The 18,048-nt window shown below is 28.7% G+C and carries 14 protein-coding genes; 1 reads left to right on the top strand and 13 read right to left on the bottom strand.

Going from position 1 to position 18,048, the window contains the following annotated elements; genetic code table 11:
- Positions 1-232 precede the first annotated feature (232 nt).
- Together K337_RS0112140 and K337_RS0112135 are read right to left on the bottom strand one after the other, a co-directional pair.
- Positions 233-898 (bottom strand): DUF3298 and DUF4163 domain-containing protein, encoded by a 666-nt coding sequence (locus K337_RS0112140; RefSeq protein WP_028856854.1) that lies wholly within the window; start codon positions 896-898, stop codon positions 233-235.
- Between the two features lie 3 nt (positions 899-901).
- On the bottom strand, positions 902-1,390 hold the full coding sequence (locus K337_RS0112135; protein WP_028856853.1) for a thioredoxin family protein: 489 nt from the start codon (positions 1,388-1,390) through the stop codon (positions 902-904).
- Positions 1,391-1,526: 136 nt separating this feature from the next.
- Here K337_RS0112135 and K337_RS0112130 point away from each other — a divergent pair, with 136 nt between their 5' ends.
- The gene (locus K337_RS0112130; protein ID WP_028856852.1) at positions 1,527-2,168 is read left to right on the top strand and encodes a murein L,D-transpeptidase catalytic domain family protein; all 642 of its coding nucleotides are present in this window, start codon (positions 1,527-1,529) and stop codon (positions 2,166-2,168) included.
- A gap of 61 nt (positions 2,169-2,229) precedes the next feature.
- Here K337_RS0112130 and K337_RS0112125 read toward each other — a convergent pair whose 3' ends face one another.
- From K337_RS0112125 to K337_RS0112070, 11 genes are all read right to left on the bottom strand, one after another.
- Complete coding sequence (locus tag K337_RS0112125) at positions 2,230-4,311, bottom strand: alpha-amylase family glycosyl hydrolase (RefSeq protein WP_028856851.1); 2,082 nt, start codon at positions 4,309-4,311, stop codon at positions 2,230-2,232.
- Between the two features lie 91 nt (positions 4,312-4,402).
- Entirely contained in the window at positions 4,403-6,643 is a 2,241-nt protein-coding gene (gltA, locus tag K337_RS0112120; RefSeq protein ID WP_028856850.1) for an NADPH-dependent glutamate synthase, read from the bottom strand.
- A gap of 781 nt (positions 6,644-7,424) precedes the next feature.
- On the bottom strand, positions 7,425-8,171 hold the full coding sequence (locus K337_RS0112110; RefSeq protein WP_028856849.1) for a PHP domain-containing protein: 747 nt from the start codon (positions 8,169-8,171) through the stop codon (positions 7,425-7,427).
- Between the two features lie 126 nt (positions 8,172-8,297).
- On the bottom strand, positions 8,298-9,077 hold the full coding sequence (locus tag K337_RS0112105; RefSeq protein WP_084140883.1) for a tRNA1(Val) (adenine(37)-N6)-methyltransferase: 780 nt from the start codon (positions 9,075-9,077) through the stop codon (positions 8,298-8,300).
- A gap of 65 nt (positions 9,078-9,142) precedes the next feature.
- Positions 9,143-9,409, bottom strand: a complete 267-nt coding sequence (locus K337_RS0112100) for an STAS-like domain-containing protein (protein ID WP_028856847.1) — start codon at positions 9,407-9,409, stop codon at positions 9,143-9,145.
- Positions 9,410-9,421: 12 nt separating this feature from the next.
- On the bottom strand, positions 9,422-10,186 hold the full coding sequence (locus K337_RS0112095; protein ID WP_028856846.1) for an exodeoxyribonuclease III: 765 nt from the start codon (positions 10,184-10,186) through the stop codon (positions 9,422-9,424).
- The gene (gene udk / locus K337_RS0112090) at positions 10,186-10,818 is read right to left on the bottom strand and encodes a uridine kinase (RefSeq protein ID WP_028856845.1); all 633 of its coding nucleotides are present in this window, start codon (positions 10,816-10,818) and stop codon (positions 10,186-10,188) included. Before udk ends, K337_RS0112095 begins: the two co-directional genes overlap by 1 nt.
- Positions 10,819-10,903: 85 nt before the next feature.
- Complete coding sequence (locus K337_RS0112085) at positions 10,904-12,634, bottom strand: hypothetical protein (RefSeq protein ID WP_028856844.1); 1,731 nt, start codon at positions 12,632-12,634, stop codon at positions 10,904-10,906.
- Between the two features lie 1,161 nt (positions 12,635-13,795).
- A complete protein-coding gene (locus K337_RS0112080; protein WP_028856843.1) occupies positions 13,796-14,947 on the bottom strand; it encodes a THUMP domain-containing class I SAM-dependent RNA methyltransferase in 1,152 nt (383 codons plus the stop codon).
- A gap of 446 nt (positions 14,948-15,393) precedes the next feature.
- Positions 15,394-16,359 carry a BMP family lipoprotein gene (locus tag K337_RS0112075; protein ID WP_028856842.1) on the bottom strand — a complete coding sequence of 322 codons (966 nt, stop codon included), beginning with the start codon at positions 16,357-16,359 and terminating at the stop codon, positions 15,394-15,396.
- Positions 16,360-16,491: 132 nt separating this feature from the next.
- Positions 16,492-17,919 carry a sensor histidine kinase gene (locus tag K337_RS0112070; protein ID WP_051251762.1) on the bottom strand — a complete coding sequence of 476 codons (1,428 nt, stop codon included), beginning with the start codon at positions 17,917-17,919 and terminating at the stop codon, positions 16,492-16,494.
- Positions 17,920-18,048: the final 129 nt, after the last annotated feature.

The raw sequence follows: 18,048 nt of genomic DNA, 5'->3' as shown, positions 1-18,048 counted from the left end.
GGGAAAACCCTCTCTCTTAATTTTTTTTACAAGCTATTTATATTTTTTTTATTTTTATTTTTATTTTTAAAATTCTTTTAATCCATGAGATCATGTGTACCCCTCCATAACTATCTTTCAAAAAAGTTAGATGTTATCTACAATTAAATATAACATATTATACTAAGGTTTTCAAGAAATAATTAAATTATGAGGTTCTATTTTACCATATATCTAAGAAAAAATTAATGTTTTAATCTAAAATTTTATATAAGGGAAATTTAAAGGTGATTTTTCCACTTGAATATGGAGTGATTACATATTCTGGAAATAAAATAACCAGATTTTTCCCTTGGAAATAAAAGCTTGTTCCCTCTAAATTAGTTATTTTATCTACAAAATAACTAATTTTTTTTGGATTTTCATCTTTTAAAAGATTATTTTCATCTATTACTTTATTTATTTTTCCTATTATCTTTTTCTTATAATCTTTACCTATCAGCTCCTCTAATTTAACAGGTTTATTGGTATCTTTAGATATATTATATACAGTGTATCCTTCTATTCCATGGGCTCCCCCTGTATAAAAATAGGTTTTATAGATAAGTGAGTAGATATCCAAATCATTTTCTATAACTTCATAACTCCCTTTCAATTCATAGGGAAGAAGGGATGAAGTCTCGTTATTTTTTAGTAATTCTTCATGAAACTCTTTAGCGGTTTTTATGATGTCTGCCTGGGATTCTTTCAGTGATCTTCTTATCTCTTTATTTATTTCTGGGTATGATGTTTTCGGAACTACCCAATTAATCTCATAGATATTGCTTTTTTCTTGATAGGTTGTTTCTTTCTTGTTTTCTATAAGGTTACAGGAGAGAATAGATAAACTTATTAAAACCATAAATATTAAATTTTTCATAGTTTATCCCTTCATCGATAAGATCAATTCTCTAGCAGTGTCAGTTAGGAAGTTTCCCTTAAGATAAAATAATTTATTTTCGGCATTTTCTTCTAATTTTTTTGCATTTTTAGGCTGTTCTAAAAATAATCCTAACTGATTAAAATTTTTATCTAAAATAACCATTGTAGGTATTTTAAATTCCTCTAAATTAAGCAGAGGCATTAAATATTTTCTACCTCTTCCCATAGATATTATAGAAAGTTTGATATTGTCATTGATTTCAGTTAATTTTTTAGCCACAGTTATATTTAATTGGCAATCCGGGCACCACATCTCACCACTAGCCAAGATATAGACCTCTTCTTGAATCTCGTTGATTTCATCAATTAGATCTACCGGCAGTTCTATTCTGGAATAATTTTTAGGAATTCTATTCCTTTCACTCTGAGTAGCCATTTCTATATAGTTTTCAAATGTTTGTCCTACCTCAAAAAGTTCTTTAAATGTCATATTTTCCTCCTATTAAATCTATTTTTTTCAGTATAACATGAAAATGTAAGTTTAACAAAAATCGATTTCTATCATTTATGTTATTTTTGTGGTATAATTAATAACCATATAATTTAATTTAACACTGGGAGGCAAGATGAAAAAATTAATATTATTTATATCTATTTTTCTCGTTTATAGTCTGAGTTTCAGTACTCTTATCGATAAGAACCTATATAAAAAATTAGATACACCAAGGTTGGATAAAAAAGTTTTAAACAGGGCTCTTGAAGGGCTATCTGAGATTGATACAAAAAATAAAGAAGTTCTAACCATCATTGACTATACAAAATCAGCCAATGAAAAAAGGTTGTTTGTTATCGACCTAAAAAAAGAAAAAATTATTTTTGATACCTATGTTTCCCACGGTAAAAATACTGGAGGGGAATTTGCTAAAAATTTTTCAAACAATATAGATTCTCTTCAAAGTTCAGTTGGATTTTTTAAAACTTCTAATACCTATATGGGGTCTAATGGATATTCTATGAGATTAGATGGGTTAGAAAAAGGCATCAATGACAAGGCCAGGGAAAGAAATATAGTTATTCATGGGGCAAAATATGCTACAGAATCATTTATAAATAAAAATGGAAGATTGGGTAGAAGCTGGGGATGTCCAGCTGTTCCTCTAGATCTCAGTAAAGATTTGATCAATAGTATTAAAGGTGGAAGCATTGTTTATATCAATGGGGATTTAAACAATTATCAGAAAAAAACAAAGTTCTATATGAACTTCTAAATTTATACAAAATTACATATTAAATCAAAAAGGAGCTGTAATTACAGCTCCTTTTTGATTTCTATTCCCTAACTCCTAAAACTACCGTTGTATTTCCTGTAATTGCTAACGAGCCATCCTTTACCACTATCTCTGTATCTTTTATTGGAGTTATACCTGCATTTCCTGAGTCTACTAAAATATCCATACCTTCCAAAAACTCTTCATCTTTTAAATTTAAAGTTTCAAAGGAAGCGTTGTGTACAACCAAAAATTTACTGTATGGAATTCTCTCTATCCCAGCTCCATAATTATATTCTATAGTATTATCCAAAGTATAAGCTATTACCCTGTAAGCATTAAAATCATCAACCAATATAAATTTCAATCCTTTTTTAATATTTTCTGAAGTTGAATACCTAAAGGCATTAGCACACCTTCTTAATTTTATTAAACCACTGCAATAATCATTTATTCCTTTAAATAAAGCATTTTCCTTCCTTCTCCACCTTATTTTATTGACAAAATCAGAGGAGGAGTAACTATTTTCATGGTAGTGGGTTATATTTCCAATATCATCATCAAAATTGATAAATTCCGATGTATGAGCTCTATCTGATTCTGGATCTTTTGGCTGCTGTCTGTCTCCTAGGGGCTTTGTAAGACCGATCTCTGTTCCACCCTGGATGATTACCTTTCCTTGAGAGGTAAAGAGCATACCTAAACTAAATTTTACAAGACGAGCTCTTTCTATCATAGTTCCATCATAGGATAGATTAATCTTATCCCAAAGGGTGAAACCATCGTGAATTGAAAGATACTGCAAAGTTTCATTGGGAGAATAGGCAAATCTATGGTAAAGATCTATACTTACTGATTTATTGTAATAATCTATTATATTTCCTATAATTCCAGCTCTGCATATATCTGTAATTGGAAAATCATAATTACCCTGAACAAACCCTTTTTCATGAATTTTCCCTAAGTAGGAATCTCTGGTACTATCATTGAAGACAGCTAAATTTATCCTGTGGGGGTAATTGGCTATATGCCCCTTTACAGGAGCTTCATTGATAGGAAGATCGGTGAAATTCCAAGCTTCTCCTTGTAATATTATATTATCTCCTACAGCTTTCCTTATCTCTATCATAGTCTCTATATCTATAAATCCCATAAGGTCAAATCTAAATCCGTCTATCCCATATTCATCTATAAAAAATCTTATTGAATCAATAATTAATTTTCTTACCATGGGGTTTCGACTTTCTAAAGTAGGTCCTGCTCCTGTTCCTCCAGAGATACTTTCACCAAACATACGATAATAAGATCCCGGTGTTAAGTTTTCAAATATATCCCAATTATAGGTATGATTATAAACTACATCCATGATAACTCCAATTCCATTTTCATGGAGTTTATTCACTAAATTTCGCAGCTCTTTGATTCGGCCATATGGATTTTCAGCATCTGCAGCTAACCAGCCTTCAGGTGTAAAGTAATTATGGGGATCATATCCCCAATTATATGATGATCCCAACTCATTATATTTTTTATTTCCTTCATCTACGGTAAAATAATTTTGTATAGGTAAAAACTGAACATGGGTAACTCCTAACTCCTTTAAGTGTTCTATCCCTTTGTCATATTCATAAAAAGCCTTAAAGGTACCTGCATCTTTCATGTTTATACCTATGGTAAAATCTCTTATATGGATCTCATAGGCTACCATATCTGTAGGGGACCCCAGGTTAGATATTCCAATACTAGTTGGCTTCTTTCCTGCTTCTTCTGAGTCCATAGATATTATGGCCCCTCTCCCTATATTATCTATGTCTTCGTCTGGTGAAAAACTTGCCATGGACTTAGCATAGGGGTCCAAAGCATATTTTTCAGTGCCGTCAAAATGTTTCACTTTAAAATCATAAAAAAATTTATCCAGATTTAAATAACCTGTTTCCCTCTCCTTTAAAATAATACTCCAGACATCTTCCTCTAGTTTAGTCATATTTTTAGAAAAAATAAGTCTCTGTGAATCATATTTAGAGTATAAATTTAAAATAATGTTTTTTACATTAGGAGCCCAAACCTTTATTTTTGTGGTTCCATCTTCTTTAAAAGTAACTCCTAAATCATCACCTTTATATAAAAATTTTCTTAGGTCCATATTCTGCCTCCCAATTTTTTAACAGTTTATACAAAAGAAGCCAGTTTATAGAAACTGACTTCTTTTTTGTACTATAATTTATTCTAAAGAATTAATTTTTTCCTTTAATATATTCATGTATTTCATGGGCAGCATCTTTTCCTGCTCCCATAGCCAAGATTACTGTAGCAGCACCTGTTACGATGTCTCCTCCAGCGAAAACTCCTTCTCTAGAAGTTGCTGTTTCCTTATTTTCCATAGTTTGGATTGTGTTCCATCTAGTTAACTCAAGATCCTTAGTTGTTCCTGTTACTAGGTCGTTTGGCATAGTTCCAATTGACATGATAACTGTGTCAGCTTCGATAACGAATTCAGATCCCTCTATTGTTTGTGGTCTTCTTCTTCCACTTTCATCAGCTTCTCCTAATTCCATCTTAACACATTTTAATCCAGTTACTTGTCCAGTTTCATCTGCGATTACTGCAATAGGGTTAGTTAATAAGTTGAATTCAATTCCCTCTTCCATTGCATGTTCTACTTCTTCATGTCTAGCAGGAATTTCTTCCTCACTTCTTCTATAAACGATACGAGAATCTGCTCCTAATCTCTTAGCAACTCTAGCCGCGTCCATAGATACGTTTCCTGCTCCTACTACAGCTACTTTTTTACCGATAGTTGTTGGAGTATGGTAACCTTCTTTATTTCCACCCATTAAGTTTACTCTAGTTAAAAATTCGTTAGCTGATAAAACTCCTACTGAGTTTTCTCCTGGAATTCCCATGAATCTAGGTAATCCTGCTCCACTTCCGATAAATACTGCATCGTATCCTTCATCTAATAATTCATCTACAGTAGTTGTCTTTCCTACTACTACATTTGTATGGAAATCTACTCCTAATTTTTCGATTCTTCCAATTTCACCATTTACGATGTCTTTTGGTAATCTAAATCCTGGAATACCATATGTTAATACTCCACCTAATTTATGTAATGATTCAAATACATCTATGTCATATCCTAAAGTAGCTAATTCTGCTGCTGCTGCTAATCCTGCAGGTCCACTTCCGATTACTCCTACTTTTTTACCATTTTTAGGTGTAGAAGTTACTTCAAGATGCTTTAAGCTCCAGTCTCCAACAAATCTTTCTAAAAGTCCGATTGCTACTGGTTCACTCTTTATACCAACTATACAAGATCCTTCACATTGCTTCTCTTGAGGACATACTCTTCCACATACAGATGCTAATTTTGTATATTTAGCTAAAACTTCAGCTGATTTTCCAACTTCTACATTCTTTAATTCTCCAATAAATCCTGGAATATCAATTCCTACAGGACATGCAGATACACATCTAGGGTTTTTACACTCTAAACATCTTTTAGATTCTCTTACTGCTTCATCTAAAGTAAGACCTAAATTAACTTCCTCAAAACACTTACTTCTAGCTGCTGCCTCTAACATTCTTGGATTAGCTCTTTTCTTTGGATCAATTACTTCTTCATGGTCAATAGGACAATTTTTATTTTCACCATGCTCTAATTTATTTTCTTTTTTCATTCTAAGTCTATTTTGTGCTTCATCGTAGTCTACTTTATGACCGTCAAATTCAGGACCGTCTACACAGGCGAACTTTACTTCACCATCGATAACAACTCTACAAGCTCCACACATTCCTGTTCCATCTACCATTAATGGGTTTAAACTTACTGTAGTTGGTATATTTAATTCTTTAGTTAATAGTGCTACAAATTTCATCATGATCATAGGTCCGATAGCTACTACATGATCATATTTTTTATCTTCAGCTACTAATTTAGAAAGCATATCTGTTACTCTACCATGAAGTCCTTGAGAACCATCATCTGTACAAACATATACATTTGGTGTTAAAGCTCTAAATTCATTTTCTAAGATAACATAATCTTTGTTTCTAGCTCCAATTATAACATCTACTTCTATTCCTTGTTCTGCAAACCATTTAACCTGTGGGTATACTGGTGCTGTTCCAACTCCTCCAGCTATAAAAACGATCTTTTGTTTTTTTAATTCTTCTATATCTTCATGAACAAATTCACTCATTTGTCCCAAAGGTCCAACTACATCTTGAAAATGATCTCCCACTTCAAGAGCTGCCATATCTTCAGTACTCTTTCCAACTATTTGATAGATTATAGTTATAGTTTCATATTTTCTATCATAATCACATACAGTTAAAGGAATTCTTTCACCGAATTCATCTACCTTTACTATTAAAAATTCTCCTGGCATAGCTTTTTTAGCTAACTTAGGAGCTTTAATATCCATAAGTACAATATTTTCTGACAAATACTCTTTTTTCATTATTTCAAACATGATTTACCTCCAAATTTATTATTAAAAAATACCTTTATTTAATTTTTTCATCTAATTTAATTTGATTCTAAGTCGTTTTTAAGCTTGTTTTGCTGGGCTCTCTAATATTTTCACAATTCCTTAAATTCTAATCGCGATTATTAAAAAATATTTCACATTTTGATAATAGCACATTTCGCATTGAATTCCAAACGTTTTTTATAAAATCAGTTCGTTTTTTATAAAAAACACCTATATTAATCCTTATTTATTAAAAAAAATTGCCATATTTTTTATCTTCCTAACATTATACTCATAAAGTTTCTTAATCTCAAAGCAATTTATTTCACGTCAGAAATTTTCTTTCCAACAATCATTAATTATGTTACTATATTACCAATACTTTCAAGGAATTTTCTTCTTTTTGTATTCTAAAAATTTAAAAATAAAAGTAGGTGTTATATATGAAAACTCAAGAACAATATGAAAAACAAATTATTAAATCCCTAAATAAGGTTCCCTTTGAGATGAAAAAAATCAAATTTATCCTTTTTTTGGCTAAACACATAAATAAATTAAAAAGAAGTAAATCAACAATATTAAAGATACTTATCTTGCTTTACAGTGTTGTAGTGTCCCTTCTTTATTTTTTTAAATAGATCTACAATACTTTATTTATTTTTTATTTCCTAAACTATCAAACAAAATACAATTATAAAAAAGCTCCTTAGAATTCTTCTAGGGAGCTTTTTCTAATTTAAACATTTCATTGATCCATTATTAGTGTTTTTTATCGCTATGCTTATTTTTTAAATATATATTTAAGATGCTTTCCTCCTAATCCAATAATTGAATAAAGTTTTTTTGCCCCCTCTATAATTTTTAATTCTTCATACATTTCATTTTTTTCAAGTTTTGCATAGGATTTCATATCAAACCTAGTGTGTGCATCACTTCCAAAGGTAGCTTTTAAATCATATTTTTCCCTTAGATCTCTGGCTCTTAAGTTTCTAACCTTATCTAAAGTATGATTGTATGTTTCTATAGAATCCACACTTTTTATTATTTCTTCTAGATATTTTTTATTTCTTATATAGTTTTTCTGTGCATATCCATTTAAATGAGGAAGGGAAGTATGCGTTTTATATTTTTTTAAAACTTCTATATAGTATTCCCAAGATTTATAGGATTTGGCCATCCTATACCTATTTTTATAAGGTTCTAAATAAACTTTATAAAATTCCTCCAATTCCTTAGGGTTTTCAAAATAAGCTAATATTTCCATACCATCTTCACAGCCTATCTCTATTCCAGGAATTGAATTTATATTTTCCACTTCAAAAGATTTAATACTTTTTCTAATCTCATTGTGGTCTGTTATAGATATCAAATGATTTTTTTCTTTTAAAAAACTTTTTAAAAATTTTATATCTAAAAACCCATCTGAAGCTTTCGTATGTAAGTGCAGGTCATAGTAAACGCCATCATACTGTCCATCTAATATAATTTTACTTTTAAAAAACTCATCTAATTTATCAAATTCAATCATTAGTATCTCCCTCCTTTTTTATAGTATACTCTGTAAAAATATAAAACTCAAAATCATTTAATTTTTTTAAAAATAAAAATATAACAAATAAGGGATGATAAGTTAAAACTTATCATCCCTTATTTGTTATATTTTTCCAAACATCTTCAAAATCTCTTCTGTGTAAGAACCGTCATCATTATTAATATAAAGAGGTGGCTGGATTACTAAACCTGCTTCAGCACCTTTCATTCCTTCAATTAATATTATTTTGGCAGCCTTATTTCTTGTTGTATGACAAAATCTTATTCTCTTAGGCTCTATCTTATATTTCTTCATAAGTTCTAAGATATCTATCAATCTGTCTGCTCTATGGACCATCGTAAAGTTTCCCCTGAATTTTAATAGATAACTCCCAGCTTTTATTATATCTTCTAAATTAATTAAAATTTCATGCCTTGCATAAGTCAATTGATCTAAATCATTCAATTGATTTTTATCTCCAGTAAATTTAAAAAAAGGTGGATTAGTTATCACTGCATCAAAACTCTGATCTATAAATTGTGATTGTATATTTTTTATATCACCTTTTACGATCTTTACCTGTGATTCTAATTTATTAAGGATGATATTCCTACAGGCCAGATCTACTGAGGTATCCTGGATTTCTATCCCTACAACCTTAGCATTAGTTCTCTTTGACAGAAGCATTGGAATTACACCATTTCCTGTCCCTAAATCCATTATATTCTTTCTTCCTTTATTTATAGTCAAAAAATTAGATATTAATACTGAATCTATAGAGAAGTTAAGGTAGTCATTTCTTTGAATTATTTTCATATCACTATAATTTAAAAAATCTATAATAACTTCATTTTCATGGCTTTTACTTATTTCTTTATTTTTTTCCCCATCTTTTGCTGTCATACTTTATCATCACCTGTTTATTATAATTTATTTTCCAAAAAAACAAGTCTAGGAGATCCTAGACTTTATTTTTTATTCATATCTTTAATTAATTTTGATAACATCTCTTTTATACCTGTATCTACATTTCTAAATCTAATGTTATTTTGAATTGATTCAAATCCTTTTTGTTCAACTACTCTTCCTACCGTTTTTTCTAAAAAATCATAAGTAGTTTTTTCAATTCCTTTAAAATCTAATGTTATTTTTACATCTCTTTTTAAGTTGTTCATAATATTTAAGTAAAGTACTTCTGCATCTTGGTCCATAAAATTTTTAACGACTATTACCATCTCACATCACTCCTATTTTACTGATACCCTTAATACAACAGGGCAATGATCAGATCCCATTACATCATTTAATATAATGGCATCCTCTATATTATTTACAAATGATTCATTAACAATATGATAATCTATTCTCCAGCCAGTGTTTTTTTCCCTACTTTTAAACCTATAAGACCACCACGAATATTTAGTTTCTTCAGGTTGAATATATCTAAAAGTATCTATATAACCAGATTCTAAAAACTCAGTCATCCAATCTCTTTCTTCAGGCAGGTATCCTGGATTTTTTTCATTTCTTTTAGGGTTAGTTAAGTCAATTTCCCTATGTGCTACATTTAAATCACCACATAAAATTATATTTTTCCCTAGATCAACTAGTTCATTACACCTTTTCATTATGGCTTTGTTAAACCTTAATTTATAATCTAATCGTTTCCCCTCACTCTGACTGTTAGGAAAATAACAGTTAATTAAATTAAAATTTTTATATTCTAATTCTATGTATCTACCTTCAAAATCAAATTCTTCAATATCCATATTTCTGACATTCAAAGGCTCTACTTTTGTATATACCGCAACTCCTGAATATCCTTTTTTTTCAGCTGAAAAAAAATAAGATTTATATCCATCTATCTGAGTTAATTTTTCCTCTAATTGTTCTATTTGTGCCTTTGTTTCTTGAATACATAGAATATCCGGACTTTCTTTTGAAATCCATTCCACAAAACCTTTTTTTTGAATTGCTCTTATCCCATTGACATTCCAAGAATAGATATTCATTAACTTAAACTCCCTTTGTCAAGATATCTCTTTAATTTAGCTATAATCATGTTTATAGCTATTTTATTCTCTCCACCCCTAGGTATTATAACATCAGCATACCTTTTAGATGGTTCACAAAACTCTAAATACATTGGCTTTACAGTTTGTAAATATTGTTTTTTTACTGAATCAAAAGTTCTTCCTCTTTCATTGATGTCTCTTTCGATCCTTCTTAAAAGCATCTCATCTGCGTCAGTATCGACAAAGATCTTCACATCTAACATATCCCTTATCTCTGGAATAGATAGGATTAAAATCCCTTCTATAACAATTATTTTAGATGGATTTATCCTTACCATCTTTTCTTTTCTTGAATGAGTTTTAAAATCATATATAGGTCTGTCTATAGACTTTCCATTTTTTAAATCCATCAAATGTTTCTTTATAAGTTCAAATTCTATAGACTTAGGATGATCAAAATTGACTTTTGCTCTTTCCTCTATAGATAAGTCCTTTAATTCTTTATAATATGCATCTTGTTCAACTAGTACTGCGTCTTCTGACTTAAATGCTTTTATCAGGTTATGAGCAACTGTTGTTTTTCCAGATCCACTTCCCCCTGCTACTCCTACAAATATACAGTTATTCATGGTACCCTCCTTTAAATATAGCTTTGATTATTATACCCTATCTCTTATAAAATATCAATGATGGTTATTTTTAATCACTTATAAATTATAATCCTTTTTCTTTCTTTAGTATCTTCAATATATAAATTTTTTCTATGGATTTAAATATTTGTTGGTGAATTGGCATGAATTTTTCTATATTTGAATCTATCTCAAACATTTTTTTGGCTTTTACCAATAATTCTTCCTTCTCCTTTTTTTCCATCTTTTCATATAGTTCTAATAAAACTTTATAGATTGGATTATTTAAATCAACCTCTTCATCTACCTTTGATTTCTTTGGTTCAACTATCTCAGCATCTATTATTTCTAGATTAGATCGTTTTTCCTTTGTCACCTTAGGTACTTTAATTTTTTCTTTCTTTTTCGTCATTTTTATCTCTTCTAATAGATCTTTATCACCTTTTACATTTTTCAATATCCCATTGATATAAGCCACCAAAGTTTTAGAGATATCAGTTTTTAAGTTTGAATATAAGATATCTAAAATATGTGTAGTGACATTTTCACCCTCTTCATTATATAGCTTTATAATCTTATTTTCTGCTCTTTTATTCCAATTTTTAGAAACAAATATATTCCTTTTTGCCTTAGATACAGCTTTTGTAGTAGCTTCTGATATCTGATTAATATCTTTAACTACTACCTGTTCTATTTCATTAGGCATCTCTAGTTTAATTTGTTGCTGTGTTCCATTTTTAAGGGCTTTTTTCTTTTTACCCTTCAAAATATAATCTGAAATATGACATTCTCCATCTTTGTCTACATTGTACTTAAACTTGTAAACATAACTTTTCTCTGCCTTCAAAGGATGAACTTCATAACTCAAAAGATAACCTTTTTCCACTAAAGTATCAAAAGATTTGTTTATCCTTTTCATTACCTGCTTCATCTTACTAACCTCATATTCCTTAGTTTCTCCAGTCTTTAGGACCTTTCTTATCCTACTTTTTAGAGTTAGTGGAATTATAGTTGCCAGAGTTTCTATTTTAAATTCACCTTCAGTAGTTGCAAATCTTTTCATACTTAAAAATTGATAGATTTTTTCTGCTGCTCTATCAGATTTTCTTAAAATATTTAGCTGATGTCTATCAAAAATAGAGTAATGCTTTATCCTTAATTCCTCTATAATTCTATGATCTAACCTCACCTTATAATAAACTTTCATCTTATTTGTTTTTATATTTTTTTCCTTAAATTTTTCATATTTGACTAAATTAAGGGGTTCTTTATAGACCTCTCTGATTATATTCCCTGCCGCTTTTTTATTTCTAATCATTATTTTATATGTCGTTGCCTGTAGGTTATATAGTGTTTCTTCCATCTTTCTATAATATTTCATAGAAAATTTTAAACCTAAATAATCTATAACTTCCTCAATATTAAAAGTTATATATTCCTTTGTAGGATCATCAACCAAAATTTCTTGAAATTTATACAAAATAAAATAAAATACATTTTTTTCAAAATCTGAAGGTTGTTGATTTCTTATCCCTTCAAAATTATCTGTACTTAGAGAGGAACCAAATTTAATTCCTGCATTAGCTATTTCGTATACCAAATTTACATTTCTCTGCCTTTTAGATGTAAAAAATGGTAAAATTATGAATAAAAAAGGTTGATTAATCGTATCTCTTATATCCATATCCTCTAAATATAAAGACACAGTTTTAGTTGGGATTGTTTTAGGTTTATAACTTTTAATGTTCACACTAAGGTCATTTTTGTTCCCTATCTCTAATATTTCTAATAAAGATCCTTGTTTTTTTTCAGACATTTCTATCCCACCTTATCATCATTTTCAATTTATAATTTTATCATCCTTTACAGGTTATAACATTTTTTCAAGGTTTTTTCAAGTTTTATTTTATCATCACTCATTATTTATAATTGAACTTTTTCTAATAAAACCATCCAACTTTTGTTTTATTAGCTCCTATTATAATCCTTTATTTAGTATAAGTTATTAACCTCAATAATTTTGGGATTTTTTTATTCATCCCTTATTATTTATAATTAGTTTCTATCTTTCTACTCCTCACTTACCTTGATAATTCAAGGTTTCTTTATCATCACTATATTATTAACTTCATTAAAATACAATAAATATGGGGTTAATAATATAATCCTTTATTTATTATATTTTTTTTATTGATTATCTTTAGTAAAATTAGGAGTATTTTTATAATCATCTATTTATTATATTTTTTTTCTTTCTCTTAAAATCCTCAACTCTTTTCTTTCTATCTTAATTTTACTACTCTATTTTATAATCACTGATAAAATATAACCATAAAACAATTATAATCATCTATTTATTATAATTATAATTTTTATCCACACATTATTTTTAAAGGGTTCTAATCAATCTAAAATATTTGAAGTTAGTAAAATATAGTCTAGAATTATAATCCTTCATTTATTATAATCTATTTTTTTTATCGCTTTCTTTTAAATCAATAAAATCAAGGCTTTTTTATAATCCTTTATTACACATAATAAAAAGTTCCTTTATTTATACGTTTAATTATACAATCCTTTATTTATTATAAGTAAATAAATTCATTTCTATTTAATAACCTATATTTATTGATCTCTAGAGAATCTAATCCTTGTTATAAAAAGCTCTACATAATACATAAAACAATAATACATAAAACAACTATAAATAATTAAAGATCGTTTTGTCTGTTTAAACTTATTTTTTTCTAAAAAATCAAAATCTTATAAAACAAATCTATACTTAATATAATCATTAAAATAAATATAGTATAAACTTTTATAAGTTTCACAAATCTAAAGAAATACAATTTATATTGATCTCTTAAAATTAAAAATAGATCTTTTAAACTCAATATTATTTTAATATAAACCTCTATTAGAATTACTTAGGGAATAAAAAAGGATAAGATAGCATACATCTTATCCTTTAAAATAATTAATCTTTTTTTAATCTTGGTGGTCTTTGACCATAATATTGATAATATCTACATTTTAAATTACCATTATATAATTTTCTATTTTTATCTGCTCTTTTATCAAATAATTTTTCAAACCCATCATGAGAAGTAATTACATAATAAGACCATTTTTTACATCTCATTCTACAAATATCTCCTAATGTTCTATATAACTTTTCAACTTGATCTAAATCAGATAAACGTTCTCCATAAGGTGGATTAGTAATAAGTGATCCATACTCAGCCATAGATTCAAATTCTAATAGATGTTTTTGTTCGAATAATATGTCATTTTCTACACCAGCTAATTTAGCATTTTCTATAGCAGTCTCAATAGTTTCACCATTTAAGTCCGATCCATATATTCTAACTTCTTTTTCATAATCTTCATGGGTAAAAGCTTCATCTCTAGCATCTAACCAAAGTTGTTCATCGATAATATGCCAATCTTCAGAAGCAAACCTTCTATTTACCCCAGGAGCGATATTTCTAGCTATCATAGCAGCTTCTATCAAGATAGTTCCTGTACCACACATAGGATCAACAAGAGGACGTTCTCCGCCATTCCATTTAGATAATTTAACAAGTGCTGCTGCTAAAGTTTCCTTCATGGGAGCTTCGTTTAAATGAGCTCTATATCCTCTTTTATGCAAAGGAGTACCAGAAGTATCAATCATTACTACAAAATTATCTTTATTTCCAATAATTTTTACTCTATAAAGAGCTCCATCTTCACTAAAATAATCATGTTTATACTGAAGTTTTAATTTTTCAACAATAGCTTTTTTAGCCATCCTCTGCATATCAGATTTTGAAAAAAGTTTACATTTTACAGAACTAACCCATGAAATTGGAAATTCTGCATTGATTGGTAAGACACTAATCCAGTCCAATTTTTTAACTTTTTCAAAATATTCATCCCAAGTGAAAGCTTTAAATTCTCCCATCTTTAAGTAAACTCTATCAGCCGTTCTAAGCCAAATGTTAGCTTTGATTATATCTTCTATGCCACCATCAAATTCAACTCTTCCGTTGTGAGTAACAACATTTTTAAACCCTAAATCTTTTATTTCTTGTGCTAATATACTTTCTACTCCCATAGTGGCCGTAGCTATCAATGTATACGTCATAATATATTCCTCCTAATTCATCACTTATAAATTATAATACTTTACATTTTAACATTATAATAAGGTTCATGCAAAAATATATTTTTTATTATCTAAGAATTTAGAAAATTTATTTATAACTAGACTTGTGTAAAAAATATTTTCAAAAAAATTTAAAGAGTTTGCTTAGTAAAGAGGGGGAAAAGAACTTTTTTATTTAAAATATAATTAATAAGGGATTATAAGTTTGTGACTAACTCTCAAAATAAAACTTATATTTTATAAGTGATGATATCTTTTTAAAAGATCTAATAAATTATAAAAATTTGAATTGTTTTATTCGGATGCAACGTCACGTTGCTTTTTATCATCCCTTAATAAATATAATTTTTAAAAATAAAAAGACAACTCAATATATAATTAAGTTGCCTCCCTTAGATAAAATTTTAATTATTATTTAAAAAAATTTATTCTGAAACTATAATCTTTCCAGAGATAATATCTTGTTTCATCTGATCTAATTTAGCTAATTTATTAGAACCAATAAGTTTTTTAGTATGGTTAAAGTCAGTTAAAGAAACACCATTATCAGCTAATCCAGCTTGTCTATAACCAGCTTTAAATCTGTCTTCTCTTACTTCCTTAGTTAGATTATAAACTGCATTGTCAATTCTAACTCTAACAGAAGTTAAAATAGTACCTGGAACTTCTCCATCTTGATCTATATCAGACCCGATAGCATAAATCTTCTTTTCTTTTGCTGCTTCAAAAACTCCTTGTCCAGTACCTTCAGCAACTTGTAAAATAACATCAGTTCCCCTGGATATCATAAGATTAGAGATATTTTTTCCTGTAACAGGATCATTAAAAGGGTTGCTGCTAGTTGTAGGCATATAAGATGTGATAACCATCACATCTGAATCTACATATTTTGCACCCTGGGTAAATCCATGTTTAAATCTATTGAAAGATTTATTATCCATTCCCAATAGAACACCGATTTTATTGCTGTCACTCATCATAGTAGCTAATGCACCTGCTAAAAAACTCATCTCTTGTTCAGCAAAATCGATAGTAACGGTATTAGGTACGCTAATTGTACCTCCTACAATGGCATATTTTTGATCTGGAAATTCAGTGGCTACTTTTTTTATAGATTCCGCTACAACACTACCCATTCCGATTACAAGATCATAGTCGCCTTCCCTTGAAAAATCTCTTAAAAATACTAAATCTTCTGTTATATTAGAAGGTTCTACATATTTAAAAGTAATAAGACCTTCATCTTCCGCTTTCTTTAAACCGTCATAAGCCATTTGATTAAATCCTGTACCTAATCCACCACTTGAGAGGACTACTCCTACATTGATTTTATCCTTACTATAAGCTGCTAAACTCAATAATAAGAAAATTAACATAAATAATTTTTTCATTTTTTCCCCCATTTTTTATTTTCTAATTTTTTATAACTCTGATAATATGATACTTGTATCATAGAATTAGTTCAATTTAAAAAATGGAAAGTGTATGGGTACACTTTCCATTTTTTTTATTAACAGAGTCACTTATTTTATCATGGTAAAAGTAAACGAAGTTCCATTTTTATTTGATTTGACATCTATATCTCCGCCGCACAGGTGGACTAACTCATAAACTATAGACAGTCCCAACCCTGTACCGGCTACATTACTGGTTCTTGCTTTATCGACCCTGTAAAATCTGTCGAATATCTTATATGTATCGGATTTATTCATCCCAATACCGTTATCCCTGACAGAAATTTTATATTTATCGAATTTTTCCTCCATAGTAACTTTTATTTTAGGAGTATTAATATTATAAATAATGGCATTCTCTATGAGATTTTTTAAAATCATGGTAGTTTTTTCAAAATCTATCCTGATATAGTCAGTTTGCAGATCTAATTTATAGGATAGATCAACTTTTTTTGATTCAATTTGATTTTCAAGAGATCTGTTGATCTCATCCTTTAAAAGATTAACATGAATAGGAGCTAAATTTACGACCTTACTGCTTTCTATCTTGGAAAGGTTTAAAAAATCCATCAAAATATTATCTAATTTGCCTGCATTTCTCTCTATGGTACTAATAAATTTATCTCTTTTATTGGAATCTTCCTCCCCCCTCAAGGCAATCAAATATCCCATAATATTGGTGAGAGGAGTTTTTAATTCATGTCCTACATTGGTAATAAAATTCTTTTGTACCTCTAAGGTTTCCCTGTTTCTGGTGATATCCTTTATGGTAAAAAGGTATTCTTCCCGGGATTTCATATATTTTCCTCTGAGTAAGATATATTTTTGAATATCATCTAAATAGATTTCAGAGATATTGTTTTCTTTTTTTGAGATTAATCGATCTATAAATTTAATAACTTCTGGATATTTGATATCTTTTTTATAATTATTAATATTTTCCTTTACGTAAATAAAATTAATGGCATCATTTTTTAATTTGATTTTTTTTTCAGTATCCACTAATATAATTCCCATATCTACAGATGAGATGATGTTATTTAATTTAATTTTTTCTAATTTTAATTTTTCTATATTTTTTAGGTTGTTGTCCTGCCATTCCTTAATAACTTCCCAAAATTTAAACAGCCATCTATCATCTTTTGAAACAACTTCTTTTATCTCATTACCGTCTTCTAACATCTTTTTTATTTGGTCGATTCTGTCAAAAAGGTAGCGTTTTAAATAAAACCGATAACTTATAAGTGCGAAGAGGTTTAACAGTGAGAATAAGATAATATGTACATAAGTACTTAGTTTTATATGTTTAAGAGCATTGTTAGATACTACAGAAACACGAATAATTTGAGATGAATTTAATTTCAGAGCAAAATATATCATCTCTTTTTTAGTAGTTTCACTTTTCCGTGTAGAAAGACCTTCATCATCTTTTAGTGCACTTAAAATTTCAGGTCGATTATGGTGATTTTCTATGGAGTCAATAGATTTATCTTCCATACTATCAAATAAAACTTTTCCATCTAAATCTATAATTGTAAATCTTTTTTGTGTTTTTTTAAAGAGATCCCCATAATTTTCAGATGGATTTTGAAGGATAATATTTTTGATTAAATAAGCATCATTTCT

The organism is Psychrilyobacter atlanticus DSM 19335, from assembly GCF_000426625.1.
GTDB classification, from domain to species: domain Bacteria; phylum Fusobacteriota; class Fusobacteriia; order Fusobacteriales; family Fusobacteriaceae; genus Psychrilyobacter; species Psychrilyobacter atlanticus.
Note: the sequence above shows the minus strand (reverse complement) of the source record. Positions and strands in the feature narration are given on the sequence as shown.

What these genes read in the sequence shown, in the direction of transcription:
- K337_RS0112135 (WP_028856853.1), bottom strand. Translation starts at nt 1,390, where the DNA reads ATGACATTTAAAGAACTTTTTGAGGTAGGACAAACATTTGAAAACTAT.
- K337_RS0112085 (WP_028856844.1), bottom strand. Translation starts at nt 12,634, where the DNA reads ATGTCTGAAAAAAAACAAGGATCTTTATTAGAAATATTAGAGATAGGG.
- K337_RS0112110 (WP_028856849.1), bottom strand. Translation starts at nt 8,171, where the DNA reads ATGATTGAATTTGATAAATTAGATGAGTTTTTTAAAAGTAAAATTATA.
- K337_RS0112125 (WP_028856851.1), bottom strand. Translation starts at nt 4,311, where the DNA reads ATGGACCTAAGAAAATTTTTATATAAAGGTGATGATTTAGGAGTTACT.
- K337_RS0112100 (WP_028856847.1), bottom strand. Translation starts at nt 9,409, where the DNA reads ATGGTAATAGTCGTTAAAAATTTTATGGACCAAGATGCAGAAGTACTT.
- K337_RS0112140 (WP_028856854.1), bottom strand. Translation starts at nt 898, where the DNA reads ATGAAAAATTTAATATTTATGGTTTTAATAAGTTTATCTATTCTCTCC.
- K337_RS0112070 (WP_051251762.1), bottom strand. Translation starts at nt 17,919, where the DNA reads ATGGAAGATAAATCTATTGACTCCATAGAAAATCACCATAATCGACCT.
- K337_RS0112075 (WP_028856842.1), bottom strand. Translation starts at nt 16,359, where the DNA reads ATGAAAAAATTATTTATGTTAATTTTCTTATTATTGAGTTTAGCAGCT.
- K337_RS0112080 (WP_028856843.1), bottom strand. Translation starts at nt 14,947, where the DNA reads ATGACGTATACATTGATAGCTACGGCCACTATGGGAGTAGAAAGTATA.
- K337_RS0112105 (WP_084140883.1), bottom strand. Translation starts at nt 9,077, where the DNA reads ATGACAGCAAAAGATGGGGAAAAAAATAAAGAAATAAGTAAAAGCCAT.
- K337_RS0112130 (WP_028856852.1), top strand. Translation starts at nt 1,527, where the DNA reads ATGAAAAAATTAATATTATTTATATCTATTTTTCTCGTTTATAGTCTG.
- K337_RS0112095 (WP_028856846.1), bottom strand. Translation starts at nt 10,186, where the DNA reads ATGAATATCTATTCTTGGAATGTCAATGGGATAAGAGCAATTCAAAAA.
- gltA (WP_028856850.1), bottom strand. Translation starts at nt 6,643, where the DNA reads ATGTTTGAAATAATGAAAAAAGAGTATTTGTCAGAAAATATTGTACTT.
- udk (WP_028856845.1), bottom strand. Translation starts at nt 10,818, where the DNA reads ATGAATAACTGTATATTTGTAGGAGTAGCAGGGGGAAGTGGATCTGGA.